This is a genomic window from Halalkalibacter alkalisediminis, from assembly GCF_028610705.1.
Taxonomy (GTDB): Bacteria; Bacillota; Bacilli; order Bacillales; family Bacillaceae_D; genus Halalkalibacter; species Halalkalibacter alkalisediminis.
Map to the genome: position 1 here is coordinate 13,147 of NZ_JAQQWT010000004.1, position 23,752 is coordinate 36,898.

Genomic DNA, 23,752 nt, shown 5'->3' on the forward strand with positions numbered 1-23,752 from the left:
TTTCTATTGTAAAACTTATACAGAAAAGAAACTATTAAAATTTTACGAGAAGATAGACTTTTTTTAAAAAATAAGGAAAATTATAGACAAACAAGGAATACCTCTTAAGGCATCCCTTGTTTAATTTAACCTGTCCATTAAATCTCGATGAAGAAGGCTTTCTAGTTCGCCTACAGCAACTGGCTTGCCAAAAAGATATCCTTGCATACGGCAGCAGCCCATTTTTTCTAGCAATAACAGCTGAGAACTCGTTTCAACTCCTTCAGCTACCAAATCTAATTTCAGATTCTTTGCTAATGTAATAACGGTATCAACAATTGCATTGTTTGCTTCCACCCCTAACTCACCAACACATTCACGCGGAATTTTCAATGCATTAATCGGTAGCTGAGCTAGATAGGACAGGAGGAATGACCGGTTCCAAAGTCGTCAATTGAAATGCGAACCCCCATTTCCTTAATTTGGGTTAGCTTGTCAATCGTCTTTTCAATATTATTCATAGCAACAGCTTCTGTTATTTCTAGAATAAGAAGCTTGGGATCACATCCAGATTTTTTGATAATATCAGCAATCATCTTAACTAAGTCAGGCGACTGAAATTGTCTTGGAGATATATTCACAGAGATTTTCAATGGGTTACCTTGATCGTCCCATTTCTTCCCTTGCTTACACGCTTCACGTAATACCCATTCCCCTATTGGCAAAATCAGATTGGTCTCTTCTGCTATGTTAATAAAATGACTTGGAGCTAATAGGCCTAATTCGGGATGCTGCCAACGTATTAATGCTTCTACACCATAAATTTTTTGATTACTTGAATCGATCTGTGGCTGATAATGGAGCACAAATTCTCTATTTTTAATAGCATGATGTAAATCACTTTCTACCCACAATTGGTTGGCTGACGTCTGTTCCAATTTTTGTTCATAAAAAGTGTATTGATTTTTCCCGTTTTTCTTTGACGCATACATGGCTAGATCCGCCTGTTTCATTAAACTTAAAGCGGTTTCATCCCCTTTCGTATAATAAGAAATACCGATACTAGGTGTTGTGAAAAATTCCTGGCCTTTAATGTTATAGGATTGGCTCAATTCAGCCATCATTCTATCCACCAAACTGACGATATCATCGGTTTGTGTGATGTTCTTAATTAAAAGCGTGAATTCATCTCCACCTTGTCTAGCCACAATATCTCCCTTCCTAACGCTCGAACGAAGCCTATCTGCTATTACACCAAGTAACTCATCTCCTGCATCATGCCCAAGAGTATCATTGATCATTTTAAATCGATCAAAATCGATTAAGATGATCGCTAAACCATAATCATTTTTCCCATACTATAGATCTCTTGTTTTAAACATTCATCAAAAAATGCTCGATTGTGTAAACCGGTAAGGGAATCATGATACGCTAAGTAATGGATCTTTTCTTCGCTTTTTTTTAGTACTGTGATATCTTTGGATATTCCAAATACTCCTACGACTTTCCCTTCTACACACATAGGAATGTGAGTCACAGCTAGATCAAGCCATTCTCCACTAGGTTTTCTGGTCGACACCTCAAAGTGCTGATGTTCTCCACCACTAGCTTTTCTTAAATGCTCCTCCATTTTCATTCTATTTTCTCCATCAAAATAAGAATACACAGACTGGCCAACCAAATCTTCCGGACTAATTGGAAATTTCATAAAAATCGTTTGAACTGGTTAAGGATTTCATTACACTAATATATTGGAAAGTAAGGACATAGATGTCGCTTTCTCCACTTTTTTCATTCCATTTAATTAGAACTTTATGACATTATACGCAAGGACGCCTACCAAAAAGACGATACATAGAATCACGCTTAAAGCATATGTCACCGTTTCACCTTTTGATTGTTTGTTCATCGCCATTCCCTCCAACTGAAGCTTTGTAATAGTCATTGTGACCAGGAATGGACGCTTCTATACTAGTCTTATATATTCATATGAAAAAGCCTTCTGATTGATTAGTATTCAGAAGGCTAGATTACTTGTGCTATTGCTTTAATTGATCATTGATCTCCCTCGTTATAAAGATGTTTTTCAAGTTCGATTTTAATAGGATCAGGAATCGATTCACTTTTTTGCCTATTAAAATTAAAGTTAACGTACGTAGCCTTTCCTTTTGCGCGTATCGTCCCATCTTGATGGATTTCTTCATAGACATCAAAACTGGATTTCCCTAATCTAGACAACCAGGTTTTCACTGTAACTTCTTTTCCATAATAGATTTGAGCTATGTATTCGACCTCCATTTTGACGATCACACATTTCCATTCATCAAAAGATAAGTTTGGTGTGAACAGCTTGAAAATCTCATCACGACCAGACTCGAACCAGATTGGAATGGTTGTATTGTTAATGTGCCCAGCACCGTCGGTTTCTGAAACTCTTGGATCTATTTTCTTAATATACAAAGTCAACCACCCTTATCACTATTTTAATCAAAATTTAATTTGTTTTCTAACCAGTTACACTTCCTTCTCCACTTTACTATGTCCAATTCTAAACTTAAATGATTTTCAGATAAATTTTAATAATTCGTTAATTTTATACAATCATAATGATTTTATGATATAATTATATTACTTATGGAAGCTATGATAACTACCTACATATGGGCGCCTATGGTAGATTGGAGCAGGTGGTGCAACCGGCCTGAGTAAATTTGCTGTAGGAGGCTATTTACTATGGACTTTATTCCTCATTCATCATCTTTTTTAACATTAAGCAACGAAGAATTCGTAGAGCTCTATAACTTAGTTTTAACCATACAAGAAATAGACTCCGAATTTATTGTTTTGTTAGAAGAAGAATTAGCTAGAAGAGAACTAGTGATAGAAAAACAACCTATAAATCAATAAGTTAATTTTCACGTATCCTCTAAGGTAGAGGATGCGGTTTTTTGTTTATATAGGGAAGTTTCAGTATGATTTCTAACAGAGTGATTGCGGTAAGGGTATGGGGGTTTTATATTCATTTTAAAAGAGTTTCAGAGGATGTGTTTTCAAAATGGAAAAATTTGAGCAAGCATTAAATAAGTGGGTTCAGTTCAACCTCTTGGAAGAAAGGAATTCTAGGAGGCGAGAAATCCTAGAAAAAGGACTTGGTCACGGCACGATCGAATTTCTACGTTCCATCTGGTTTCCGACGGTAGGAAATTTTGATCATTTGTTCCCAGAGTGGGAAGTACGAGATTTTAATAATGGTTACCGATATCTTGATCTCGCTTATCGACCTGGGGATGCTAAAGGCTGTATTGAAATTCAAGGTTATGGGCCTCATGCACGCGATCTTGATGTAAGAAGGTTTAAGGATTTATGCTGGCGCCATTCTTTATTGGCTCTTGATGGATGGACCTTATTACCTATAGCTTATCTATCGATTAAACATGAGCCAAAACAATGCCAACAGCTTATTCTGGCTTTCATCGGAAAATTCCTCTCAACTGATACCCCCTCACACTTATCTTCACTTGAAGCAGAAGTTGTTCGATATGCCCGTCGCTTGCTCCGTCCTATTACTCCATTAGAAATTAGTGCCCACTTAAGAATCAGCGATCGTCATGCTAGACGTATCTTACATAAGTTGGTTAACTTGCAAATTCTCCGTGTAGCAAGTGGCCAAGAGCGGGTGCGAACCTATCTCCTTAAATGATTAAGCCCCAGACAGAAGCCGAAGCGGACATAGGATCCGCTATTTTTGAAAAAACCTCCGTTTTGAAGGGCTTCCCGGACATAGGATCCGCTATTCGCTCTAAATCGGTTCTAATTTTTTGAATGATGAGCAAATAACGGATCTGATGTCCGCTCAACCTCCAAAATGGCCACATTTCAAGCAATTAACGGATCTGATGTCCGCTTCCTCCCAAACAGTAAGGTTAGGCAAATTACGGCACTGATGTCCCTCCCTCCTCCAAACAGCAGCAGGTCAGATAAATTACCGCCCTAATGTCCGCTCTCCTCCAAACAGCAACACTCCACACAAATTACGGCCCTAATGTCCCCGCTCCTCCAATTCCAATCGCTAGCTTACAATACACCAAAAAAGACACGATTCTTAGAATCATGTCTTTTTAAGAATGGAGCATAACGGGATCGAACCGATGACCTCTACGCTGCCAGCGTAGCGCTCTCCCAGCTGAGCTAATGCCCCGTGTTTAAACGGTAACTCTATTATATGTCTTTCGAGCGCGTGTGACAAGTACTATTATTCACCACTTTTTCAAAAAATCCACTCTAATATCCACCAAAAAATACCTGCGACAACGGCTACGACAAGCGAGCTTAAAACCGACTCCAACGTAATTTTTTTATGTTTAACAATATCAAAGACAAGCCAGCCACAGAAAATAGCAAAGGCAAAGACAATTGTAGACATGTATCCAATCCCCTAATTCATATTTCATCTTCTATCATAACAAGCTAGGATTGCTAGAGCAAGAAATTGGCTATACTAATTGTATTCACTTGTCCAAAAAGGGAGGTGTTCTGTTGTCTCAGTGGATCCTCATTCGAACGTTATTAGCTCATATTCCTCTTGTTGTAAAATTGGCTTTTGCCGTTATCAGTACAGGAGTTAGCGTGGGGGCGGTTGTTCATATTCTTGAACCCAATAAATTTCCGTCTTGGTTTGATGGAATTTGGTGGGCTTTTGTTACAGTTTCAACTGTTGGCTATGGTGATTTTGTCCCAGAGTCTACGATGACGAGAGTGCTAGCGATTCTTCTTATTTTTGTCGGTGTTGGCTTTATGACCTTACTAGTTACCTCGTTTGCAGGGGCTGCTGTTCAGATCAATCTATCGACAAGAGAAGGAGATGTTTCTTTTGTCGGTGAAGGGCATGTGATCATCATTGGTTGGAATGAACGAAGTCGTCATACCATCGCAACGATCAACAAAGAAAAGCCTCATCTGAAGATTGTATTAATTGACGATTCATTAACAGAGCTCCCTAAATTTTATAAAAACATTCATTTTGTAAAAGGAAATAGTAGTGAAGATGCTGTTTTGAAGCAAGCTAATATTGGTCTCGCGTCCGTCGTTTTGGTTACGGCTAATACTCAAGCGAATGAATTCTCTGCCGATGCTCGTTCGGTTTTAACCACGCTTGCGGTCAAGGGACAAAATCCTTCTGTGTATACAATCGTGGAGTTACTGACAAAAGACCAAGTGGCGAACGCTAAGCGTGCAGGAGCGGACACATGCATTATATCAACCTTGCTTACAGGAGATCTTTTGACTTCGACTCTTCTTCATCCTAAAACAAGTGAGGTCATTAGAGAATTGTTTGAATTTGAGCGAATGAGCTTAATTTCCTTCAGGTCTTTAGACCACTCTTTAATCGGGGAACCCTTTGTTCAGGTATGGCCTAAAGCTTATCAAAATGGCGACCTGCCTTTAGGGATTAAAAGAGGCGAGCAGATTTTCATTCATCCACCCGCTTCCCTTGAACTTCAGACGGACGATCAATTAATTGTCATTGTTAGTCCAACAAAGTAAGTTCGAGCTCTTGAATTAAGCTCTGTGCAGTAGGCATGTATTTAGGATCAACATTGCTGTCTTTATCAACGGGTTCTTGAAACTGGTTGAAAGAGCTATTTAAATTCATCCCAACTAATCCGTTAAACACATCTGGATTATCATCAAGCCCTTCTTGATACACATGATTTAAAACAAAGGGAGTGCCTATTTCAACGGTAACTCCTCTTTGGTCTAACTCCCCATCGACCGCTTTAAATGGAAGACGTAAGAATGTATACCCTTCTTCTTCATCAATTTTATAATCAAAACATCCATGGTCGTATTCCCATCCTCCTCCGATCGCATATCCAAGAGGCTTCAGTTTATCTTCTAATTCTTTTAATTTAAATTGTTTCCCTTCAACGGCAGATCGAAGAGTAATCATCTCCCTCATCCTTTCGTGACTTCACAGTATGATTGCTACTAGTGTGTCTCGCCTGCGTCTTTTTATGTACAGCTTCCCTGAACAAAAAAGACTGCTAAGAGTCACTACTCTTAACAGTCTTCTTTCTTATTTCAAACGAGCTTCTAGCTCTGCTTTTTCTTTTTCAAACCCTGGCTTGCCAAGGAGAGCAAACATATTCTTTTTGTAAGCTTCTACCCCTTCTTGGTCAAACGGATTCACGCCTAATAAGTATCCGCTAATGCCAACCGCTTTTTCGAAGAAGTACACTAAGTAACCGAAGTAGTACTCATTTAGTTCTGGTACATTCACAATCAGGTTTGGTACGCCTCCATCTGTATGAGCAAGCATCGTTCCTTGGAACGCTTTTTTGTTGACGAAATCCATCGTTTCACCAGCAAGATAGTTCAAACCATCTAAGTCACTTGCAGCTTCTTCAATCGTTACATGTTCACGTACTTTATCGACATTAATAATAGTTTCCATTAAGTCACGGCGACCATCTTGTACGTATTGTCCCATAGAGTGAAGATCAGTTGAAAAGTCTACAGATGCCGGGAAAATTCCCTTGCCATCTTTTCCTTCACTTTCCCCAAATAATTGCTTCCACCATTCAGATACGAAGTGAAGGGAAGGCTCATAGTTAACCATTAATTCAATTGTTTTGCCTTTGTTGTAAAGAGCATTACGAACTGCAGCATATTGGTACGATTCGTTTTCCGCAAGATTTGGGTTAGAGAAATCTTCACTAGCCGCAGCTGCCCCTTTCATCATGGCTTCAATATCAAGACCACTCACGGCAATCGGCAAAAGCCCAACTGCTGTTAATACAGAGAAACGGCCACCGACATCATCAGGAACAACAAATGTTTCATATCCCTCTTCTGTAGCTAGTGTTTTTAACGCACCTTTTGTACGGTCTGTTGTTGCGTAAATACGTTTACGAGCTTCTTCTTGTCCATATTTCTTTTCTAAGTAATCACGGAACACACGGAACGCAATCGCTGGCTCTGTTGTTGTACCTGATTTAGAAATCACATTAACCGATATATCTTTGCCTTCAATCAGGTTTAGAAGATCTTTTAAATACGTTGAGCTAATGTTTTGACCGACAAAGAATACTTGAGGGGTTTTACGCTCTTCTTTTGAAAGGTTGTTATAAAACGTATGATTTAAAGCTTCAATCGCTGCTCGAGCCCCTAAGTAAGATCCGCCAATTCCGATTACGAGTAAGACATCGGAATCACTTTGGATTTTTTCGGCCGCCGCTTGAATTCGAGCAAATTCTTCACGATCATAATTTTTCGGAAGGTCAATCCACCCTAGGTAGTCGCTACCTGCCCCTGTTCCGTTATGTAATGCTTCATGTGCAGCTGTAACTGCCCCTTGCATATAGTCAATTTCGTGTTGATTAAAGAATGTTAATGCTTTTGTGTAGTCAAAACGTACTTTTTCCATGATTTCATCCTCCATACCTTAATATGAGATTCTCCTTCTTCACTTTATCGAAAGAGGCAGAAAGAATCAAGCTCGCCTTTTAATTAAAAAAGGCAATTTAAAGGTTTTCTGCCTTTTTAGCTGATCAAATAGGCGAGAGGACCAACTACTTGGTCCTCTCGCCTACTTTAAAGGGCTGCCGTTAAAATTTCTGTTACATCCTCTTTTGTTAATGGTTTGAAGTTACCAAATACTCCGCGATTAGACGCAAGGTCAGCCATTCGTTCTACTTGACTACGGTCAATGTCATAATCAGCTAAACGATTCGGTGCACCAAGTGATGTCCAGAAGGCTGATAACTTTTCAATGCCTTCAAGAGCAACCTCTTCCTCCGTTTTCCCTGCAGGATCTACTCCAAGAACTCTTGTCGCAAGTTGAACATGGCGGCTAATTCTCTCATTTAGTGTGTGGTGAAGCCAGTGAGGGAATAGAATAGCCAGGCCTCCAGCATGAGGAATGTCATAAACGGCTGAGACCGCATGTTCCATATTATGCGTAGCCCAATCCCCGCGTAATCCCATTTGTGTAATTCCGTTAAGAGCCATCGTTCCGCAATAAAGGATGATTTCTCTTAGATTTTCATTTTCTAAATCCTCAAGTAATCTCGGAGCCGTTTCCATAACCGTTAGTAAAATCGATTCCATAATGCGATCTTGTAAAGGGGTATGATCGGCTTTATGGAAATAGGCTTCAATGACATGACTCATCATATCAACGATGCCATATACCGTTTGATCCGTTGGAACGGAAATCGTATTTTTCGGGTCAAGAATTGAAAATTTAGGGAATGCCAAAGGATGGCTCCACCCTAATTTTTCGTTAATTTCCCAATTGGTTACAACAGAGCCAGAATTCATTTCTGAACCCGTTGCTGCTAGCGTTAAGACCGCCCCTAACGGAAGAGCCTCAGTTGGTTCTGCTTTTTTCGTAATAACATCCCATATGTCACCATCATACTTTGCCCCTACTACAATCGCTTTTGAGGCGTCAATTACACTTCCTCCGCCGACAGCTAAAACGAGATCGATTTGATGTTGATGACAAAGCTCAATTCCTTTATGTACCGTTGTTAAGCGTGGGTTCGGTTCGACTCCAGCTAGCTCAGTAATGTTGACACCGGCCTCTTTCAGCTTGCTTACAACGAGATCATATAATCCATTCCTCTTTATGCTTCCACCGCCATAAACAAGAAGAACGTTGTTGCCATAACTTTTTACCTCATTTACGAGTGCTTCATTTTGGCCCTTGCCAAAGATTAATTTCGTTGGGTTTTGAAATACAAATGGATCCATTGCTATTCCTCCTCGTATACCTTCTTTATTATTATTACCAATACATCTGTAAATGTAAACGATTGGCACTTGAATCTCATGCATATTTTCAAACGTTTCTAACCATGATAATGGGTGAGACACAACAATTAGAGTTGTGTACGGACATTTCAGGAAATCGAAACCGATTTTCAAGAGTTGTCTAGGTCATTTAAAAATGACTAAAACCATAACTGGAGGTGAATATTGTGAGCGGTATTCAACGTACAGCATTAGTTCTAGCGATTATTGGTGCAATCAACTGGGGACTTATCGGTTTCTTCCGTTTTGACCTTGTTGCAGCCATTTTCGGTGGTCAAGCAGCAGCTTTCTCACGTGTTATCTATGCCCTAGTTGGTTTAGCAGGTCTATATTGTATTTCCATTTTATTCAAGCCAGATGAAGAGCTTGAACGTGTTCCAGAAACACAACGTTAATATGATGGCTTAGGCCTAACTCCCTTTTGAGTTAGGCCTTTCTTTATTAAAAATACGCTGTGGCGTCAGGCTTGCCGATCGTAACGTCCCTTCTTGTTCATAAAACAAAAGTAGCTAAAAACAAGAGCCAGCTTGCTATAAATATTAAAAAGTTGCTGAGATTTAGTGAAAAGTCACCAATAAAAGAGAAGTCGCTAATATATGGCATTATATTTTAGAAGTCACAGTGATTTTCGTATTGTTGCAAAAAAAACCTGATTCCCTCTAACTTTTGAGACAATTCAGTAAGGATTTTCTCAACCCGATCGATAGGTAAAAAAAAACACCCATAACGGGTGCTTTTTCCTTATTTCTTAGCGCGCTTGTTTAAGTCTGCTTGGATTTCGTTAGATTGCTTTAACCATTCTTTAAGCTTATCTTCTAACGTGTTGAATCCTTGTTGTTGTTGCTTTTGTGGTTGTGGCTTACGTCCACCGCCACCACCAGCGTTGCCAGCAGGACGTGGCTTGTGAGCCGGACGAGCTGGACGCTCTGGAGCTTCTTGCGTTGCACGGATAGAAAGTGAGATTTTACCTGACTCCTCTTCAACATTCATAATTTTCACTTTCACTTCGTCTCCAACTTTAAGAACATCGTTGATATCCTTAACGAATCCGTGTGCTACTTCTGAAATATGAACTAATCCTTGTTTTTTCTCATCAAGTGCTACGAACGCACCAAACGGCTTGATGCCAGTAACTTTTCCTTCTACAATACTGCCTACTTCATAATTTGACATATACATACATCTCCTAGATAATTTTTAACCTTTTAATTTTAACACAATTATTGCATTAACGCAAAATTGTCTATGGGCTCCTTGTAGTTATACCTCATTTTCAACTAATTAAAACCAATAAAATCAAGCGATTCGGCTTAATGAGAATTATTTTTTTTCTTGAATTCACTGGTGTTGCACCGTTACAAAAGAAACTACTCCATACAAAAAACCGCTAAGCCTTTAGCGGTTTTTTTCCATTATTTACTATTTAATTTTCCACGAGCTAAAATACGTTCTTCTAACTTCACTTTAAGATCTCTGCGGTATTTATCAAGCTTGTATTCGTCTTTTCGATCAATAAAGGTGATGACTGACCCACTTTTCCCCATTCTTCCTGTACGACCCGCACGGTGTAAATAGCTATCTGGACTAGCAGGTGGATCTAATTGGATAATATGAGTTACGTCATCGACATCCAGACCGCGCGCCGCCACATCCGTTGCAACTAGAATGTGCGTTTCTCCTTTATGGAATGATTTTAAGGCATGTTCGCGCTCATGCTTGGATTGCTCCGATGATAGGGCGAGTGTTTTAATTCCTTTATATGAAAACTTCTCAGCTGTTTCACTTACTTTATCTAACTGGTTCACAAAGACAATGCCTTTTTCAATGTTCTCAGCGTGAATTAAGCGCCTTGCTACATCGATTTTGTCTCTTTCATCAACTCGAATAAAAAGGTGGTCGACTGATTCTGTATTTACTAAGCCCCCTTCAGCTTGTAATTCCACAACGAATGGAGCAGCATCTGCCACTTGCTGCGCAAAATCTTTTGGAATCGTAGCTGATACGAATAAAAATTGAGTATCACGTCCTGCGCGCTTGGCAATTTGCATCGTCGCTTCCCAAGATGAATGCTCCGCCATCATTCGATCCGCTTCATCAACAGCTACCACTTGGACCTCATGAAGTTTAAGTTTTTTCATTTCAATTAACTCAAGCAACCGTCCTGGTGTTCCAATTGCCAGCTGTGGCTTTTGTTTTTTTAGCTTTTCAACTTGGCGTTTAATATTCGCGCCACCGATATAAGAACCCACTTCAATCGGTTCATTCTTCGTTAAACTTTTGGCTACTTCTACGACTTGCATCGCAAGCTCCTGAGTTGGTGCTAACACAACGACCTGTAAGCCTTTTTTATCTTTTTCTATCTTTGCTAAAGCTGGTAATAAAAAAGCAAGTGTCTTTCCGGTTCCCGTTTGCGACCTTGCAATTAAGCTTTGACCTTGTAACGCCTCTGGTATCATTTTAGCTTGGATGTCCGTTGGTTCACTGACTCCTTGCTCGGTTAATGCTTCTTTTAAAAAACTTGGTAAAACGTTAAACGAAAATGTTTCGCTCATGATATTCCCTCTTTCTGTTCTTTACGCCTGATTCCGACGTAGCTGTTCAACTTGTTGATCCGTTAATGAAAATAGTTGATTTAAAAACGCTTGCTGGAAGGATCCAATTCCTTCTTCATTTGTTTGCTGAAATGCTTGCTCACCCGCAATCCCAAAGTAAGCAACCGCGTCTGCTGCAGCATGGATCATATCATGACGTCTGACAGCCACAAATGCCCCAATGACAGCCCCTAATAAACAGCCAGTTCCGACTACTTTTGTTAACCACGGGTGGCCATTATGAAGACTGTGGACGCTCGTTCCATCTGTTACAATGTCTGTCTCTCCTGTTAGGACACAGATGCACTTAAATTGCTTGGCAGCCTGTTTAGCTACCTCGATTTTATCCCCATCCATCGAACCATCGACACCTTTGACAGAAGCCTCCACACCCATTAACGATGCAATTTCCCCTGCGTTACCTCGTAACACACTAATCTTAACTTGTTCCAATAAACGTTTACTCATGTCTGTTCGAAAGGTTGTAGCCCCCGCGCCTACTGGATCTAAAACAACAGGTACACCAGCTTGATTTGCAGCTTGTCCAGCGACAACCATATTGTCTATTTGTTCAGAAGACAGCGTTCCGATATTAAGAAGTAATGCACCCGCTATCCTTGCCAAATCGGCTACTTCCTCTTTTGCATAAGCCATAACAGGAGAAGCCCCTAAAGCAAGCAAGCCATTAGCCGTAAAATTGGTAACAACGACATTGGTCATACAATGGACCAATGGGTTCTCTTGACGAATACGATCTATACTCATTTCGTTCACACCTTCCAACATATCATAACCTTTAAAAAATTTTACCGTTTTTCTCTTCTGAAAACAAATTTAACTATTTTCTGATGATTATGTATATATTTCAGATAGATGACCATAATGGTTATTACAATCGTATTCCCCCTACGAATAAAGGCAAGAGCCATTGCTCTTGCCAATTTTTTTATCTAGGCCTTTGCCAAAAGCCATCTAATAGGCTTAAGAATGAATGAACCTGCTTCCCAATCAGCATGGTTTCATTCTGGCGGAGGCTTATTTTTTTTAGCTTCCCTTTCAAACAACATACCGCAAAACAATTACGCTGCAAAATCGATATGAAGGGGCGAACTGACTATCTCGTTTACTTAATCTTCTTCAAAAATCGTCCAATTCGTTCTACTGACTGCTCTAAGTTATCCATTGAAGTCGCATAGGAACAACGAATGTGTCCTTCGCCACCTTCTCCAAACACATGTCCTGGAACAACAGCTACCCGTTCCTCAAGTAAAAGTCTTTCTGCAAATTCTTCTGACGTAAGTCCTGTCTTCTCAATTGATGGAAAGGCATAAAAAGCTCCACCTGGAGTGTGACAAGGTAATCCGATTTCGCCAAATGATTTGACGATATAGTTTCTTCTTTGTTTATAGGATTGCTTCATTCGTTCAATATCATCCATGCCACTCTTTAAAGCCTCAAGCGCTCCGTATTGAGCCATAGAAGGGGCACACATTAAACTGTACTGATGGAGCTTCAACATCGCAGCAAGCAAGTCTGGAGGGGCTAGAACGAAACCTAAGCGCCAACCTGTCATCGCAAACGATTTAGAAAAACCAGAGATTAAGATCGTTCTTTCTTTCATATTAGGAAGCGAAGCAAAGCTAACATGATCCTCATCATAGCTTAGTTCTGCATAAATTTCATCGGAAAAAACAAGCAAATCATAACGCTCAGCCAAATCAGCGATTTCTTGCATTTCTTTCCCGTTCATTGTCGCTCCCGTTGGATTATTGGGAAAACAAAGCATGAGTGCTTTTGTCTTCGGTGTAATCGCTGCTTCAATTTGATCAGCAGATACTTTAAATTGATCTTCCTTAATCGTGCCAATCGAAACAGCCACACCTCCAGCCATTTGAACAAGTGGAACGTAGGATACAAAGCTCGGTTCTACAATAATAACTTCATCGCCTTCATTTAAAATGGCCCTCATTCCAATATCAATCGCTTCACTCGCCCCAACTGTAACAAGCGCTTCCGTTTCCGGATTATAGTCAACCGAGAATCTCTTGCTCATGTAATTGGTAATTTCTTTTCTTAACTCTAATAAACCTGCATTGGCCGTATAAGCCGTAAATCCTCTTTCTAAAGAAGAGATACTCGCTTCTCTAACATTCCAAGGTGTAACAAAATCTGGTTCCCCCACCCCTAAAGAGATGATATTATCCATTTTAGAAGCTAGATCAAAAAATCTGCGAATACCAGATGGTTTGATGTTTTGTACACGTTCAGATAAACGTCGATTCAATTTCACTTCAGTCATTACGGAGTCACCACAATTCGATGATCTTCTTCTCCTTGATCAAACACGACACCATCATGCTTATATTTCTTTAATTGAAAATGAGTTGTCGTTGAAATGACGGTATCAATGGTAGAAAGCTTTTCAGAGACAAAACGAGCAATCTCTGTCATCGTATTCCCTTCAATCACCACTTGCAGATCATAAGCCCCTGACATTAAGTAAAGAGCTTTCACTTCCGGAAAGCGGTAAATGCGCTCAGCTACTTCATCAAACCCTACTCCACGTTGTGGTGTGACTTTCACGTCAATCATCGCTGTTACACCTTCTTGTTTATTTACTTTGCTCCAATCAATAACAGCCGAATAACTTAAGATCACTTTATCGTCCTCTAATTGCTTTAATAGTTGGTTCACTTCTTCTTCTGTTGCGTCTACCATTTTGGCAAGTGTCGGTACAGTCACTCGACCGTTACTCTCTATAATTTGCAACACTTCAACTGCTTTATCATTCATCTTTAAAACTCCCTCCACCTAATCAAGCGTATGGTATCTAATCTTTTTGTTTATCATAACATATCGAACAATTGTTACGAATCTCCTTTTTTCTTATTATTCGAACATTTTTCCAATTTCATGAGAAGAAAGTTTGGTTTATTTTACTCATTTGTTTGGGTATGGTAATAGCAACAGGAAACGTAGCTAGAAAGGCTCTTTCTTCTTTCACTGAATGGGTTAAGAAAAAGATTTGACTTCATTCAAAAACAACTTATCTCATACGACCATTTCACCAAGTTTTAAGTTCTTGCTTATGAAAAAGGAGTTTTAATGTCTATGATCACTACACCACGGTATGCTTTACTAATGATTGATTTGATTAATGATTTAGAATTCCCAAGCGGTGTTGATCTATTGCCTCATGCGCTTGAAGCAGCTCACCATGTTGCTCTATTAAAAAAACAAATAAAAAAACTAGGTGTCCCCGTTATTTATGTCAACGATAATTATGGTAGGTGGCAATCTGATTTTCGCCATCTCGTGTCCCACTGTTTGCAAGAAGAGGTCAGAGGGAAACCACTTGCTGAAATGATGAAACCAGATGAAGATGATTATTTCATTTTAAAACCTCAATATTCCGGATTCTTCGCTACACCGCTTGACCTATTGCTCACTCACTTAAACGTTAATTCCCTTATTCTTACAGGGGTCACAGGCGATATGTGTGTGCAATTTACAGCAAACGATGCTTATATGAGAAAATACTCGTTATTCATCCCGTCAGATTGTGTAGCCTCACACACAAATGAAATTAATCAAAGAGCTCTGCATACGATGAAAGAAGTCGTTAAAGCGGACATCTCCTCTTCTTCTGTTTTGCTAGAACAAATAAAAAGTCCAACCATTAACTAAGAGTGATTGGACTTTCAGTTTGTTTTTAACGACTGCCTTTTTCTATTTTCGGAATGTTATTTTCTGTGGCAAAGGTTGCTAGAGACTCAGGTAACCCATCAGGTGAAAAACGGTGTAGCTTGATTCTCATTTTCTTTTTTAAATAAAGCAGGACAATTTGACGATCTCCTACTTCAATGATCTCAAACTTTTCCATTTCATCGGCTTGAATGATTTGTTTTTTAATGGGAAACCCGAACACCGAAATGGTGCGGACTAAATCACGCTCTCTCACTTCTACTTGATAGCTAAGTGTCATCGCCGTGAAAAAAAGAAAAGAAAGTCCGTAAGCTACATATGTCAGAATGGGATTTTCAAAAGCATAAGCATATGTAATCGTTAAAATAAATAAAAGAACCCATAAAAATTTCGGTTCATTGGCGCGGTACATCACTGACAACTCCTTATGTTTCGTTTCATCAAAAAGGTAAAAGATAAAGACACCTCTAACATTTTATTATACACGAGTTTCACAAAGTGAAAAATATGGGTATACGTAAAACAGAAAGGAGAGTTTACATGAACACATCTTCATTTTTGAAAATATTTATCACTAAGTTAAAAACAGACCCCATTCCTGATTGGGCAGCTACACTTGCCTACTATTTCATGCTTTCGATTTTCCCTTTATTAATTTTCATATTAGCTCTGATCCCATATTTTCGTTTTGATCTTAATACCGTTCACTCATTTATGAATGATTATATTCCTGAAGGGCTCGCAGACATTTTATCCACGACGGTTCTTGAAGTGATATCTGAACCTCAGGGCGGCTTACTATCGTTTGGTATCCTCGCAACCATTTGGTCCGCTTCAAACGGGATGAATGCTCTTATTAGAGCTGTGAACCGCTCTTACAACATTGAGGAGACACGTCATTTTGTTAGATTAAGATTGCTTTCGATCTTATTGACGATTGCGATGATCATTGTCATTGTCGTTACTCTACTGCTTCCTGTTTTTGGTCACGTCATTATTGAAACACTAGAAACCTATTTTTACCTCCCACACGAAACGGCCAATGTGTTAAACACATTACGCTGGATTATTGGGATTGGGCTTATGACTTTTGTTTTAATGGTGCTTTACCGAATTGCTCCGAATATCCCTTTGACTTTTAAACAAGTCACCGTTGGGGCTGTGACCGCAACGGTCGGCTGGCAAATTATTTCGCTTGCTTTTTCTAGTTACGTAAGCAATTTTGGAAACTACACAGCGACCTATGGAAGCCTTGGTGGGGTGATCATTCTCATGTTATGGTTTTTCTTAACGGGAATCATCCTTGTGATTGGTGGCGAAATTAATGCGACTCTCTATCAACAAAAGCATCAAACGGTAGATCAATAAAGAATTGTAGAATCATTTCTTATCTTAGACGTATAAAAGAATAGATTCTGGAGATGATGGTAGCAGAAAGCACGGTTAACTTGGTTAACTAATTTAAATGAGGAGATGACAGGGATGAACAAAACGGAACTGGTACAAGCAGTCGCTGAACGTACACAACTAACGAAAAAAGATGCCGGAAACGCTGTCAATGCAGTATTTGAATTAATTGCAGAATCATTGTCCAAAGGGGAAACTGTTCAATTAATTGGATTTGGTAATTTTGAAGTCCGTGAACGTGCCGCTAGAAAAGGACGTAACCCACAAACTGGTGAAGAGATTGATATAGCAGCAACTAAAACTCCTGCCTTTAAAGCAGGTAAGCAACTAAAAGAATCTGTAAAATAATGAAGGGAAAGCTGGATTTCAGCCGAAGTCAAATGCTTAGTCACTTCGCATATCCTAGCTTTTCTACCTTTGATTTTCCTTTTCAGGCGATCAAAGAAAACACAAAAAAAGACTGATCCCCAAAAGCCTAAATAGCTCGGCAAAGGAGTCAGTCTTTTTTTTATGCTTCTTGGTAAGGGTTAGCGGCTTCAGGTTTCTCGTATGTGACATACGTTTTCGCAAGTAGGTCATGAATACTGCGTTTATCTTTTCTAAAAGCAATCATGAAAGCACTGACAATCACGCCAATCCCTAGCGTAATGACGTAAACGAAACCGGCTACGATCACGCGTAGTAACATCGTACCAATTCCCACATTGGTTCCATCCATCTTGACAATTCTGATTCCACATAATCTCTTTCCAACCGTATAACCATACCATAGGACAGGTAAGAGCAAACCATAAAGTAAATTTAAAATAGCATCCAAACCATCTCGCGCTGTTCCATCAAAACCGAGTAATGCCGCTAAAATAAACAGGGTTCCGCTAATTAATAAACCATCAAGGATACTTGCTCCCAGTCTGATCCAAAATCCCGCAGGACGTTCAACCATCTTCATTCCTCCTTTTCGCTTAACCTTACAAGTATATTCCATTATAGACCGAATATGAAAGCAATGTACACCATCACAGCCAATGTAAACCTTAAATATAAAAACGTTGACATTATTACCTATTCTTACTATCCTATTGTTAACTTACAAAATACATAGAGGTGAACATATTGAAATCTAAATTACGAACAGTCGATCTTGTGCTTGTTGCTATGTTCGCAGCTTTAATGGCGATCGGTGCAAACCTTACATCTTTCCTTGTCATCGGTTCCGTCCCTATAACCCTGCAAACTCTATTTGCCATTCTTGCTGGCGCACTACTTGGACGCCGGTTTGGCTCTTTAGCGATGATTGTCTATTTATTAGTTGGACTCGTAGGCTTTCCTGTGTTCGCCCAGTTTTCAGGTGGACTCCGAACACTCATTAGCCCAACTTTTGGCTTTCTCCTTTCTTTTATCTTAGTAGCTTATGTCACTGGCCTTATTATTGAAAAAAGAAAAGAAAAGAACTTATTAACCTTTTTACTAGCTTGTTTTGCTGGACTTGTGATCAATTACGTCCTCGGTACTCATTATATGTATTTCGCCTTTCAATTACTCGCTGGGCTTGAAGCTGTCAGCTATCAAATCGTTTGGACTTGGATGGCTGCACCCGCTGTGAAAGATATTATCTTAACGATTTTTGCAGCTATTCTTTCAACGAGAATTTATAGTGCAGTGAACAGAAGTCGAAATCGTGTCCCTGAAAAAGTAGCCTAATAAAGAACCGCTAAGTTGAATGCTTAGCGGTTTTTCATGTATGGATGAGTCTTAAGCAAACGTTTGATTAAGACTGTATCTCTACATGCTGTATGAAATATCCATCCTCTTCTTTCACCATGGTTACTGTTAAACTAAGATGGTCCACTGCTGGGTAACCAAGTTGTCCAAATTGACTAACCCCATATGTACTTTCTTCTGAATAAAATTGAACAGGAACCGCAACCGCCGTCAATTCAATGTGCTCCGCTTCTTCTATGACCTGTAAATCATTTCTTAACATCCGTAGTCCAGGATTAAAAACCGTTTGGCGTGTGATATCGTAATAAGAAGATTCCCTTGTTTGACTATTCCTTAAGTACGATTGAAAATCTTCTCGATAGACAAAGCGATTATCTTCTTCCATATATAAATCCTCTAGCATTTGATTAATCCCGTCATCCGTCATAAAAGGATCAAGTAACGTTCGAATCGATTCTTCTGTATGATATTTTTCGTTAAAGTAAACATCCTCTTCAAATGTATGATACGCAAATAATTCCGTGACATGATGAAGAAAATCATCATAAATAGACAAAATTTCATTTTCATTCACTTTATTATCGTGACATGCAGGAAGGAGAACCACTAAAAACAAACACCCTAGCACCGACTTTTTCATAACGAAACCCCACCTTATTTTATCTCTATCTATTAGACGAGTGAACGATTTAAAAAGTTTCGTTTTTTTTTGAAATTTTTGGTAATTAATTTGAAGTTCCTATTACTTACATACCCCTTTTTTTAGAGTCAAAACTCAGGAAAGAACGTTTAGATGATAGCCAGTATAGGATCACAATGCGCCAAAAAGCGTATCAGATGTTAAACATCCAATACGCTTTTAAACCTATTATAAAAACATCGCTGCCATCCAACCAAAGATAAACAACGGAATATTGAAATGCACAAAAGTCGGTACACATGTATCCCAAATGTGGTTATGCTGACCATCAGCATTCAAACCAGCTGTTGGTCCTAGCGTACTATCAGAGGCAGGAGCACCTGCATCTCCTAACGCACCCGCTGTTCCAATTAAAGCAATAATCGCTACTGGTGAAAATCCAGCCGCCATCCCAAGTGGAACAAATAGCGTTGCAATGATTGGAATCGTTGCAAAAGAAGAACCAATCCCCATTGTGATAAACAATCCGATTACAAGCATCAGTAACGCAGCCGCAGCTTGACTTTCTCCAACAATATTAGACGTTTGTCTAACGAGTAAGTCGACATGTCCTGTCTCACGAATAACTGCCGCAAATCCAGAAGCTGCTAACATGACAAAGGAGATAAACGCCATCATCTTCATTCCTTCTGTCACCACATCATCTGCTTCCTTCCATTTCAGTGACCCACTAACTAGAAGAACAACAAGCCCTGCTAAAGCAGCTACAATCATTGAATCAGAGAGCGTCTGAACAACAAGAGTCGCAACAATTGAAAGCAGCGCCGAGATAATCGACCAATTTGTATACACTTGCTTTTCTTTACGCGCACCTACAATGGCGCGATCTTCATAGACTCGATTTTTACGGTACGTAACAAGAACCGCAATGAGTAAACCAATCACAAGGCCAATTGTAGGCAATGCCATTGCTTTAGGGATCATAGATAGCTCTACTATAAGGCCATTTTCATCCATATTATCAGCAATAATTCCGTGGAATATCGCACCAAACCCATATGGTAAGAAAATATATGGTGCCGTTAAACCAAATGTTAAAATCGTCGCAATCGCCCGACGGTCCACACCCAACTCATTTAAGATTTTTAGAATCGGTGGAATAAGAATCGGAATAAAAGCGATATGAATTGGAACGACATTTTGCGAGAAACAAGAAACGATTGCTAGTAAAAAGAAAATAAGTGCTTTTGATAGAGCTTTTTTTCTCGTATCTCCCTTTTTTCCGACTAGTTTTACCACCCAGTTCACCATCACCTCAGGTAAACCTGTGCGCGCGATCGCTACAGCAAATGCTCCTAACAAAGCATAACTAAGAGCGACTGTTGCACTGCCTCCTAAGCCAGCGGTAAACACGCTTATCGTCTGGTCAAAGCCCAATCCTCCTAACAGACCTCCAACTAGTGCACCGATTGCTAGTGCGATAACGACATGTACCCGCACTAAGCTCAAAATTAACATCACAAGAACAGCTACTAAAACTGCATTCATAAAAATCCTCTCCAAATCCTTTAACTTGCTAAATCACTAATATAATAAAGTACTCAACTAAACTATCATTATATTGGGATAGTTGTCAATGGGGATCCTTAAGTTAAGGGATGAAATTGTACGAATTTTACAAGAAAAAAGATCCCATTAAGTCACGAAGCCACTGAAAAAGGTTGGTAATTACCTTCTTCAGTGGCTTCATCGACTTAACAGCCTTTATATAAGAAACCTGAATTCAGATCAAAAAAAGTACAACTGTTATTGATAGATTTTGGTCATCCATTCAACAATTCCCATGTTTTCTTCAATACGAAGCTGTTCAACGTTTCGGTGTCCAACAATGCCCCCATCTTTAATGAGGACTACTTCATCTAAAATAGCTTCAATTTCTTTAATTTCATGAGTCGTAATGAGTACTAGTTGTCTTTGGAGATCAATGAAGGAAATTAAACTTTTTACGATTGACTCCCTCACCATTGGATCAAGGCCGGAAAGCGGCTCATCCATTAAAATAATCGGTACTTCGCGAGCAAGAGTGAGAACAATCTTCAAGCGGCCACGATTTCCCTTAGACAAATGTTTAAGCTTTGAGTCACGGTCTATATTCATGAATCTCCTTATTTCTTCCGCTTTCTCTTTATTAAAATCAGGAAATTGAGTGGCATAGTAATCAATCGTCTGTCCAACGTTATAAAACCCGTAGTAGACATCGAGCTCGGAAAGATAAGCAACTTGATTCGCTAAACGATTGGCCTTCACTCCATTGATTGTAACCGTCCCTTTTGAAGGTTGAGCGAGGCCAGCCGTTAATTTTAGCGTAGTCGATTTTCCACTTCCATTTTCACCTACAAGACCGATAATTTTTCCTATGCGTAATTCTAGATTAACATCTCTAAGGGCAAATTTATTCATAAACTTCTTTGTTACTTGATTAAAGGCGATCATTTTTTCCCCTCACTTTCATTTTTCAAAAAGGCTTGGAGACCTGCTGCAATTTCTTCGTTCGAATAGCCCATTTCATGCATTCCTTTAACAAACTGTGAGATTCCTTCTTGCTTAAGCTGCTCACGCATCATAGTGAAAATCTCCTCTCTTTCTGTCACAAACGTTCCTTGACCTCGCTTGGTTTCAACGATACCTACCCCTTCTAACTCACGGTACGTACGTTGAACGGTATTCGGATTTACACTCACGAGAATGCCCATTTCACGAACGGATGGTAGCTTATCACCAGATTTTAACTCTCCCCTTAAAATTTGCTTTTTGATTCGATCAGCTAATTGACTATAAATAGGCTGTGATGATTGAAAAGTATCTGTCATGTATTACACCTCAACTTTATGGTCAAGCATCCAACAAGCGGCAAAGAATAGAATCAATGCAACAACTGTCTCAAACAAGTAGGCGCCAGCAAAAAGGCTAAAAGTCCCCACTTCCGTTATCACCTCTGTACCACTTTCCATACTCGCCTCAATACTTACACTTTCAGCGATCCCTGAAAACTGAATTTCGCCCCAACTCGTTAGCTTTTCATAGACAATCGATTCTTTAAACCAGTTATATACACTCGTCGTTCCAATAAATAGTACAAACGTCGATAGAAAGCTGACAAAGGAACCTAGGTTTCTGTTAAATAACAAGAAAACTATCCAAAAAAAGATAAATAGCACAGCAAGGCTTACAGCAAATAAAATCAAATGTATACCACCTAAAAGACTCATATCTGCTAACTGTACCATTTTAACCTGTTCAGATATGGTAGGAGATTGATGGACCGCAACCATTAAGGTGACCCCTGTAAGAAGCAATGTCATGATCATCGAAATCAAACCTGCTGCTATCTTTGCCGACAACAAGCCATATCCAGGCATAGGAGTATGAATCCAGAGATGAAGCTTTTTTCTTTCTACCTGCAAGCTATTTAACAAATAATAAAGTACATAAAACACTTGAAGCCCTATGGCAAAGATCGAAACACCTACAACTGCTTCCCAGCTAAAACCATTACGTGAGCCAATATAGGCAGCGACCCCTGTTAAAACCAAATACGTAATAATCGGAACTAAAAAAGCTGTTAACCCTAAGCGAAATTCTTTCTTTAATAAATGAAGCCATGCATTCATATTATTGCCTCCTTGTATTACTGTATTAATTAAATAGTACACTAATACTAACATACAATCAATAGTATAATACCCAAATTTTTCAAAATAAAAAAGCGTTGGGACTCCTTTTCAAGTCCTAACGCTTTTAACAGTAAGCCATTTATTATTTTTTCTTATTCGTGTGCCGCAATTTCTTGCTCTAGTAATTCTAGCATTTCGCGACCTTTATCACCAACTACTTCATCACGGAAGAAATCACGAACTGGTATAGCTAGAGCACGGAATTCTTCACGCTCAGCTTCCGTTAATTCAATGACTTCAGTTGGGTTATCTGTGTTATTAATAATTGAATCAAGTAGGCTTTCGTTCATTTCTTTTTGCATTTCAAATACTCGTGGTTGCATCTCCTCAACCGTTTCATCAATTAACGCACGAATATCATCTGGAAGTTCATTGTAGAACGTCGGGTTAACCGTCGTCATCGCGACATAGTTATTATGATTTGAAATAGTCATATAATCTTGTACTTCATGGAAAGATGCATCTTCAATAAAGAAGATTGGGTTTTCTTGACCATCTACGACACCACGATCAAGTGACGTATATAATTCAGACCAGCTTAAAGGTGATGGATCTGCACCGTATGCACGGTATGATTCCATAATTAAAGGTGACTCTTGTGTACGCATTTTGAAACCAGTAAAGTCAGCAGGAGTTCTAAGCTCACGGCTTCCTGTCCATTGCATCGCACCTTCTGTAAAGAAAGCAAGTGGCTTAATGTTGTGGGCTTCGTACATGCCGGCAAGATGTGAGTGTAGTGCTTCACTTGTGTTTAAGATTTCTTGTGTTTTTTCTTGATCATCTGGGAAAAGGAATTGCAGGGCAAAAACTTGACCTTCCGCTACCATACCACCTGTAAATCCTGGCGATACAATCGCAAATTCGACGATTCCATCTTGAAGTTGCTCAACTTGATCCACCTCACTACCAAGTTGACCAAACTCAAATACATCAATGTTAATTTGACCATCTGATTTTTCGTTAAGCAATTCAGCGAATTCAGCAGCATACTCATATTGAACTTGACCTTGGACTTCTTCTGTTACGAACTGCCAGTTATATGTTCCATCTCCGCCAGCACTTTCACTTCCACACGCCGCAAGTCCTAACGTCACAGCTCCAGCTAATGCGATTGCTTTCCAATTTCTTTTTTTAAAAAACATCAAATTCCCCCTTTT

At 39.3% G+C, this 23,752-nt stretch carries 27 protein-coding genes, 1 tRNA gene, 1 pseudogene and 1 riboswitch; of the genes and pseudogenes, 8 read left to right on the top strand and 21 right to left on the bottom strand.

The window, feature by feature from the left end; translation table 11 throughout:
• Positions 1 to 120: 120 nt before the first annotated feature.
• From PQ474_RS07235 to PQ474_RS07245, 3 genes and pseudogenes are all read right to left on the bottom strand, one after another.
• Positions 121 to 1,280: pseudogene (locus PQ474_RS07235) on the bottom strand (putative bifunctional diguanylate cyclase/phosphodiesterase).
• A gap of 32 nt (positions 1,281 to 1,312) precedes the next feature.
• Positions 1,313 to 1,687, bottom strand: coding sequence for a PAS domain S-box protein (locus PQ474_RS07240; RefSeq protein WP_273841396.1), 375 nt, complete (start codon positions 1,685 to 1,687; stop codon positions 1,313 to 1,315).
• A 347-nt stretch (positions 1,688 to 2,034) separates the two neighbouring features.
• A complete protein-coding gene (locus tag PQ474_RS07245; RefSeq protein WP_273841398.1) occupies positions 2,035 to 2,439 on the bottom strand; it encodes an acyl-CoA thioesterase in 405 nt (134 codons plus the stop codon).
• A gap of 167 nt (positions 2,440 to 2,606) precedes the next feature.
• Positions 2,607 to 2,689: riboswitch (cyclic di-GMP riboswitch) on the top strand.
• Between the two features lie 23 nt (positions 2,690 to 2,712).
• Between PQ474_RS07245 and PQ474_RS07250 the strand changes: the two genes are divergently transcribed.
• Both PQ474_RS07250 and PQ474_RS07255 read left to right on the top strand, forming a co-directional pair.
• Positions 2,713 to 2,886 carry a hypothetical protein gene (locus PQ474_RS07250; protein ID WP_273841400.1) on the top strand — a complete coding sequence of 58 codons (174 nt, stop codon included), beginning with the start codon at positions 2,713 to 2,715 and terminating at the stop codon, positions 2,884 to 2,886.
• A 148-nt stretch (positions 2,887 to 3,034) separates the two neighbouring features.
• The gene (locus PQ474_RS07255) at positions 3,035 to 3,679 is read left to right on the top strand and encodes a transcriptional regulator (RefSeq protein WP_273841402.1); all 645 of its coding nucleotides are present in this window, start codon (positions 3,035 to 3,037) and stop codon (positions 3,677 to 3,679) included.
• A gap of 425 nt (positions 3,680 to 4,104) precedes the next feature.
• Here PQ474_RS07255 and PQ474_RS07260 read toward each other — a convergent pair.
• Both PQ474_RS07260 and PQ474_RS07265 read right to left on the bottom strand, forming a co-directional pair.
• Positions 4,105 to 4,177: transfer RNA gene (locus PQ474_RS07260), tRNA-Ala, on the bottom strand.
• 69 nt (positions 4,178 to 4,246) lie between these two features.
• Entirely contained in the window at positions 4,247 to 4,402 is a 156-nt protein-coding gene (locus PQ474_RS07265) for a hypothetical protein (RefSeq protein ID WP_273841406.1), read from the bottom strand.
• Positions 4,403 to 4,515: 113 nt separating this feature from the next.
• Here PQ474_RS07265 and PQ474_RS07270 point away from each other — a divergent pair, with 113 nt between their 5' ends.
• A complete protein-coding gene (locus PQ474_RS07270) occupies positions 4,516 to 5,523 on the top strand; it encodes a potassium channel family protein (protein ID WP_273841407.1) in 1,008 nt (335 codons plus the stop codon).
• Here the strand turns inward: PQ474_RS07270 and PQ474_RS07275 are convergent.
• From PQ474_RS07275 to PQ474_RS07285, 3 genes are all read right to left on the bottom strand, one after another.
• Positions 5,507 to 5,929, bottom strand: a complete 423-nt coding sequence (locus tag PQ474_RS07275) for a YugN-like family protein (protein ID WP_273841409.1) — start codon at positions 5,927 to 5,929, stop codon at positions 5,507 to 5,509. The genes PQ474_RS07270 and PQ474_RS07275 overlap by 17 nt on opposite strands.
• A 126-nt stretch (positions 5,930 to 6,055) precedes the next feature.
• On the bottom strand, positions 6,056 to 7,408 hold the full coding sequence (locus PQ474_RS07280) for a glucose-6-phosphate isomerase (protein WP_273842123.1): 1,353 nt from the start codon (positions 7,406 to 7,408) through the stop codon (positions 6,056 to 6,058).
• Positions 7,409 to 7,572: 164 nt separating this feature from the next.
• On the bottom strand, positions 7,573 to 8,736 hold the full coding sequence (locus tag PQ474_RS07285) for an iron-containing alcohol dehydrogenase (RefSeq protein WP_273841411.1): 1,164 nt from the start codon (positions 8,734 to 8,736) through the stop codon (positions 7,573 to 7,575).
• A gap of 227 nt (positions 8,737 to 8,963) precedes the next feature.
• Here PQ474_RS07285 and PQ474_RS07290 point away from each other — a divergent pair, with 227 nt between their 5' ends.
• Positions 8,964 to 9,191: a DUF378 domain-containing protein gene (locus PQ474_RS07290; RefSeq protein WP_034626543.1), complete on the top strand. Its 228-nt coding sequence runs from the start codon at positions 8,964 to 8,966 to the stop codon at positions 9,189 to 9,191.
• A gap of 346 nt (positions 9,192 to 9,537) precedes the next feature.
• Here the strand turns inward: PQ474_RS07290 and yugI are convergent, their stop codons facing one another.
• The 5 genes from yugI to PQ474_RS07315 all read right to left on the bottom strand — a co-directional run bounded on the left by yugI (position 9,538) and on the right by PQ474_RS07315 (position 14,180).
• Positions 9,538 to 9,969 (bottom strand): S1 domain-containing post-transcriptional regulator GSP13, encoded by a 432-nt coding sequence (gene yugI, locus PQ474_RS07295; RefSeq protein WP_273841417.1) that lies wholly within the window; start codon positions 9,967 to 9,969, stop codon positions 9,538 to 9,540.
• A gap of 239 nt (positions 9,970 to 10,208) precedes the next feature.
• Positions 10,209 to 11,348, bottom strand: a complete 1,140-nt coding sequence (locus PQ474_RS07300; RefSeq protein WP_273841419.1) for a DEAD/DEAH box helicase — start codon at positions 11,346 to 11,348, stop codon at positions 10,209 to 10,211.
• A gap of 21 nt (positions 11,349 to 11,369) precedes the next feature.
• Positions 11,370 to 12,152, bottom strand: a complete 783-nt coding sequence (gene thiM, locus PQ474_RS07305) for a hydroxyethylthiazole kinase (RefSeq protein WP_273841421.1) — start codon at positions 12,150 to 12,152, stop codon at positions 11,370 to 11,372.
• A 358-nt stretch (positions 12,153 to 12,510) separates the two neighbouring features.
• A complete protein-coding gene (locus PQ474_RS07310; protein WP_273841424.1) occupies positions 12,511 to 13,686 on the bottom strand; it encodes an aminotransferase in 1,176 nt (391 codons plus the stop codon).
• Positions 13,686 to 14,180, bottom strand: coding sequence for an Lrp/AsnC family transcriptional regulator (locus tag PQ474_RS07315; protein WP_273841426.1), 495 nt, complete (start codon positions 14,178 to 14,180; stop codon positions 13,686 to 13,688). The genes PQ474_RS07310 and PQ474_RS07315 overlap by 1 nt, the downstream gene beginning before the upstream one ends.
• A 312-nt stretch (positions 14,181 to 14,492) precedes the next feature.
• On the opposite strand from PQ474_RS07315, the gene PQ474_RS07320 reads away from it, so the two are divergent.
• The gene (locus PQ474_RS07320) at positions 14,493 to 15,074 is read left to right on the top strand and encodes a cysteine hydrolase family protein (RefSeq protein WP_273841428.1); all 582 of its coding nucleotides are present in this window, start codon (positions 14,493 to 14,495) and stop codon (positions 15,072 to 15,074) included.
• 25 nt (positions 15,075 to 15,099) lie between these two features.
• Here PQ474_RS07320 and PQ474_RS07325 read toward each other — a convergent pair whose 3' ends face one another.
• On the bottom strand, positions 15,100 to 15,504 hold the full coding sequence (locus PQ474_RS07325; RefSeq protein WP_273841430.1) for a hypothetical protein: 405 nt from the start codon (positions 15,502 to 15,504) through the stop codon (positions 15,100 to 15,102).
• 128 nt (positions 15,505 to 15,632) lie between these two features.
• Between PQ474_RS07325 and PQ474_RS07330 the strand changes: the two genes are divergently transcribed.
• Both PQ474_RS07330 and PQ474_RS07335 read left to right on the top strand, forming a co-directional pair.
• On the top strand, positions 15,633 to 16,460 hold the full coding sequence (locus PQ474_RS07330) for a YihY/virulence factor BrkB family protein (RefSeq protein WP_273841432.1): 828 nt from the start codon (positions 15,633 to 15,635) through the stop codon (positions 16,458 to 16,460).
• A 114-nt stretch (positions 16,461 to 16,574) separates the two neighbouring features.
• Positions 16,575 to 16,847 carry an HU family DNA-binding protein gene (locus PQ474_RS07335; protein WP_273841434.1) on the top strand — a complete coding sequence of 91 codons (273 nt, stop codon included), beginning with the start codon at positions 16,575 to 16,577 and terminating at the stop codon, positions 16,845 to 16,847.
• A gap of 160 nt (positions 16,848 to 17,007) precedes the next feature.
• Here the strand turns inward: PQ474_RS07335 and PQ474_RS07340 are convergent, their stop codons facing one another.
• Positions 17,008 to 17,448, bottom strand: a complete 441-nt coding sequence (locus PQ474_RS07340) for an RDD family protein (RefSeq protein WP_273841436.1) — start codon at positions 17,446 to 17,448, stop codon at positions 17,008 to 17,010.
• Positions 17,449 to 17,603: 155 nt separating this feature from the next.
• Between PQ474_RS07340 and PQ474_RS07345 the strand changes: the two genes are divergently transcribed.
• Positions 17,604 to 18,200 carry a biotin transporter BioY gene (locus PQ474_RS07345; protein ID WP_273841438.1) on the top strand — a complete coding sequence of 199 codons (597 nt, stop codon included), beginning with the start codon at positions 17,604 to 17,606 and terminating at the stop codon, positions 18,198 to 18,200.
• A gap of 67 nt (positions 18,201 to 18,267) precedes the next feature.
• Here the strand turns inward: PQ474_RS07345 and PQ474_RS07350 are convergent, their stop codons facing one another.
• From PQ474_RS07350 to PQ474_RS07375, 6 genes are all read right to left on the bottom strand, one after another.
• The gene (locus PQ474_RS07350) at positions 18,268 to 18,861 is read right to left on the bottom strand and encodes a hypothetical protein (RefSeq protein WP_273841440.1); all 594 of its coding nucleotides are present in this window, start codon (positions 18,859 to 18,861) and stop codon (positions 18,268 to 18,270) included.
• A 228-nt stretch (positions 18,862 to 19,089) separates the two neighbouring features.
• Positions 19,090 to 20,409: a Na+/H+ antiporter family protein gene (locus PQ474_RS07355; RefSeq protein ID WP_273841442.1), complete on the bottom strand. Its 1,320-nt coding sequence runs from the start codon at positions 20,407 to 20,409 to the stop codon at positions 19,090 to 19,092.
• A gap of 258 nt (positions 20,410 to 20,667) precedes the next feature.
• A complete protein-coding gene (locus PQ474_RS07360) occupies positions 20,668 to 21,354 on the bottom strand; it encodes an ATP-binding cassette domain-containing protein (RefSeq protein WP_273841444.1) in 687 nt (228 codons plus the stop codon).
• Entirely contained in the window at positions 21,351 to 21,731 is a 381-nt protein-coding gene (locus tag PQ474_RS07365; RefSeq protein WP_273841446.1) for a GntR family transcriptional regulator, read from the bottom strand. Before PQ474_RS07365 ends, PQ474_RS07360 begins: the two co-directional genes overlap by 4 nt.
• A 3-nt stretch (positions 21,732 to 21,734) precedes the next feature.
• Entirely contained in the window at positions 21,735 to 22,532 is a 798-nt protein-coding gene (locus tag PQ474_RS07370) for a hypothetical protein (protein WP_273841448.1), read from the bottom strand.
• A gap of 155 nt (positions 22,533 to 22,687) precedes the next feature.
• A complete protein-coding gene (locus PQ474_RS07375; protein ID WP_273841450.1) occupies positions 22,688 to 23,737 on the bottom strand; it encodes a TRAP transporter substrate-binding protein in 1,050 nt (349 codons plus the stop codon).
• Positions 23,738 to 23,752: the final 15 nt, after the last annotated feature.

Bases quoted from the DNA above. Each gene is read 5' to 3' on its own strand.
- PQ474_RS07240 (WP_273841396.1), bottom strand. From the start codon at position 1,687: ATGAAATTTCCAATTAGTCCGGAAGATTTGGTTGGCCAGTCTGTGTAT.
- PQ474_RS07250 (WP_273841400.1), top strand. From the start codon at position 2,713: ATGGACTTTATTCCTCATTCATCATCTTTTTTAACATTAAGCAACGAA.
- PQ474_RS07255 (WP_273841402.1), top strand. From the start codon at position 3,035: ATGGAAAAATTTGAGCAAGCATTAAATAAGTGGGTTCAGTTCAACCTC.
- PQ474_RS07265 (WP_273841406.1), bottom strand. From the start codon at position 4,402: ATGTCTACAATTGTCTTTGCCTTTGCTATTTTCTGTGGCTGGCTTGTC.
- PQ474_RS07275 (WP_273841409.1), bottom strand. From the start codon at position 5,929: ATGATTACTCTTCGATCTGCCGTTGAAGGGAAACAATTTAAATTAAAA.
- PQ474_RS07285 (WP_273841411.1), bottom strand. From the start codon at position 8,736: ATGGATCCATTTGTATTTCAAAACCCAACGAAATTAATCTTTGGCAAG.
- yugI (WP_273841417.1), bottom strand. From the start codon at position 9,969: ATGTCAAATTATGAAGTAGGCAGTATTGTAGAAGGAAAAGTTACTGGC.
- PQ474_RS07300 (WP_273841419.1), bottom strand. From the start codon at position 11,348: ATGAGCGAAACATTTTCGTTTAACGTTTTACCAAGTTTTTTAAAAGAA.
- thiM (WP_273841421.1), bottom strand. From the start codon at position 12,152: ATGAGTATAGATCGTATTCGTCAAGAGAACCCATTGGTCCATTGTATG.
- PQ474_RS07310 (WP_273841424.1), bottom strand. From the start codon at position 13,686: ATGACTGAAGTGAAATTGAATCGACGTTTATCTGAACGTGTACAAAAC.
- PQ474_RS07315 (WP_273841426.1), bottom strand. From the start codon at position 14,180: ATGAATGATAAAGCAGTTGAAGTGTTGCAAATTATAGAGAGTAACGGT.
- PQ474_RS07320 (WP_273841428.1), top strand. From the start codon at position 14,493: ATGTCTATGATCACTACACCACGGTATGCTTTACTAATGATTGATTTG.
- PQ474_RS07325 (WP_273841430.1), bottom strand. From the start codon at position 15,504: ATGTACCGCGCCAATGAACCGAAATTTTTATGGGTTCTTTTATTTATT.
- PQ474_RS07330 (WP_273841432.1), top strand. From the start codon at position 15,633: ATGAACACATCTTCATTTTTGAAAATATTTATCACTAAGTTAAAAACA.
- PQ474_RS07335 (WP_273841434.1), top strand. From the start codon at position 16,575: ATGAACAAAACGGAACTGGTACAAGCAGTCGCTGAACGTACACAACTA.
- PQ474_RS07340 (WP_273841436.1), bottom strand. From the start codon at position 17,448: ATGAAGATGGTTGAACGTCCTGCGGGATTTTGGATCAGACTGGGAGCA.
- PQ474_RS07350 (WP_273841440.1), bottom strand. From the start codon at position 18,861: ATGAAAAAGTCGGTGCTAGGGTGTTTGTTTTTAGTGGTTCTCCTTCCT.
- PQ474_RS07355 (WP_273841442.1), bottom strand. From the start codon at position 20,409: ATGAATGCAGTTTTAGTAGCTGTTCTTGTGATGTTAATTTTGAGCTTA.
- PQ474_RS07360 (WP_273841444.1), bottom strand. From the start codon at position 21,354: ATGATCGCCTTTAATCAAGTAACAAAGAAGTTTATGAATAAATTTGCC.
- PQ474_RS07365 (WP_273841446.1), bottom strand. From the start codon at position 21,731: ATGACAGATACTTTTCAATCATCACAGCCTATTTATAGTCAATTAGCT.
- PQ474_RS07370 (WP_273841448.1), bottom strand. From the start codon at position 22,532: ATGAATGCATGGCTTCATTTATTAAAGAAAGAATTTCGCTTAGGGTTA.
- PQ474_RS07375 (WP_273841450.1), bottom strand. From the start codon at position 23,737: ATGTTTTTTAAAAAAAGAAATTGGAAAGCAATCGCATTAGCTGGAGCT.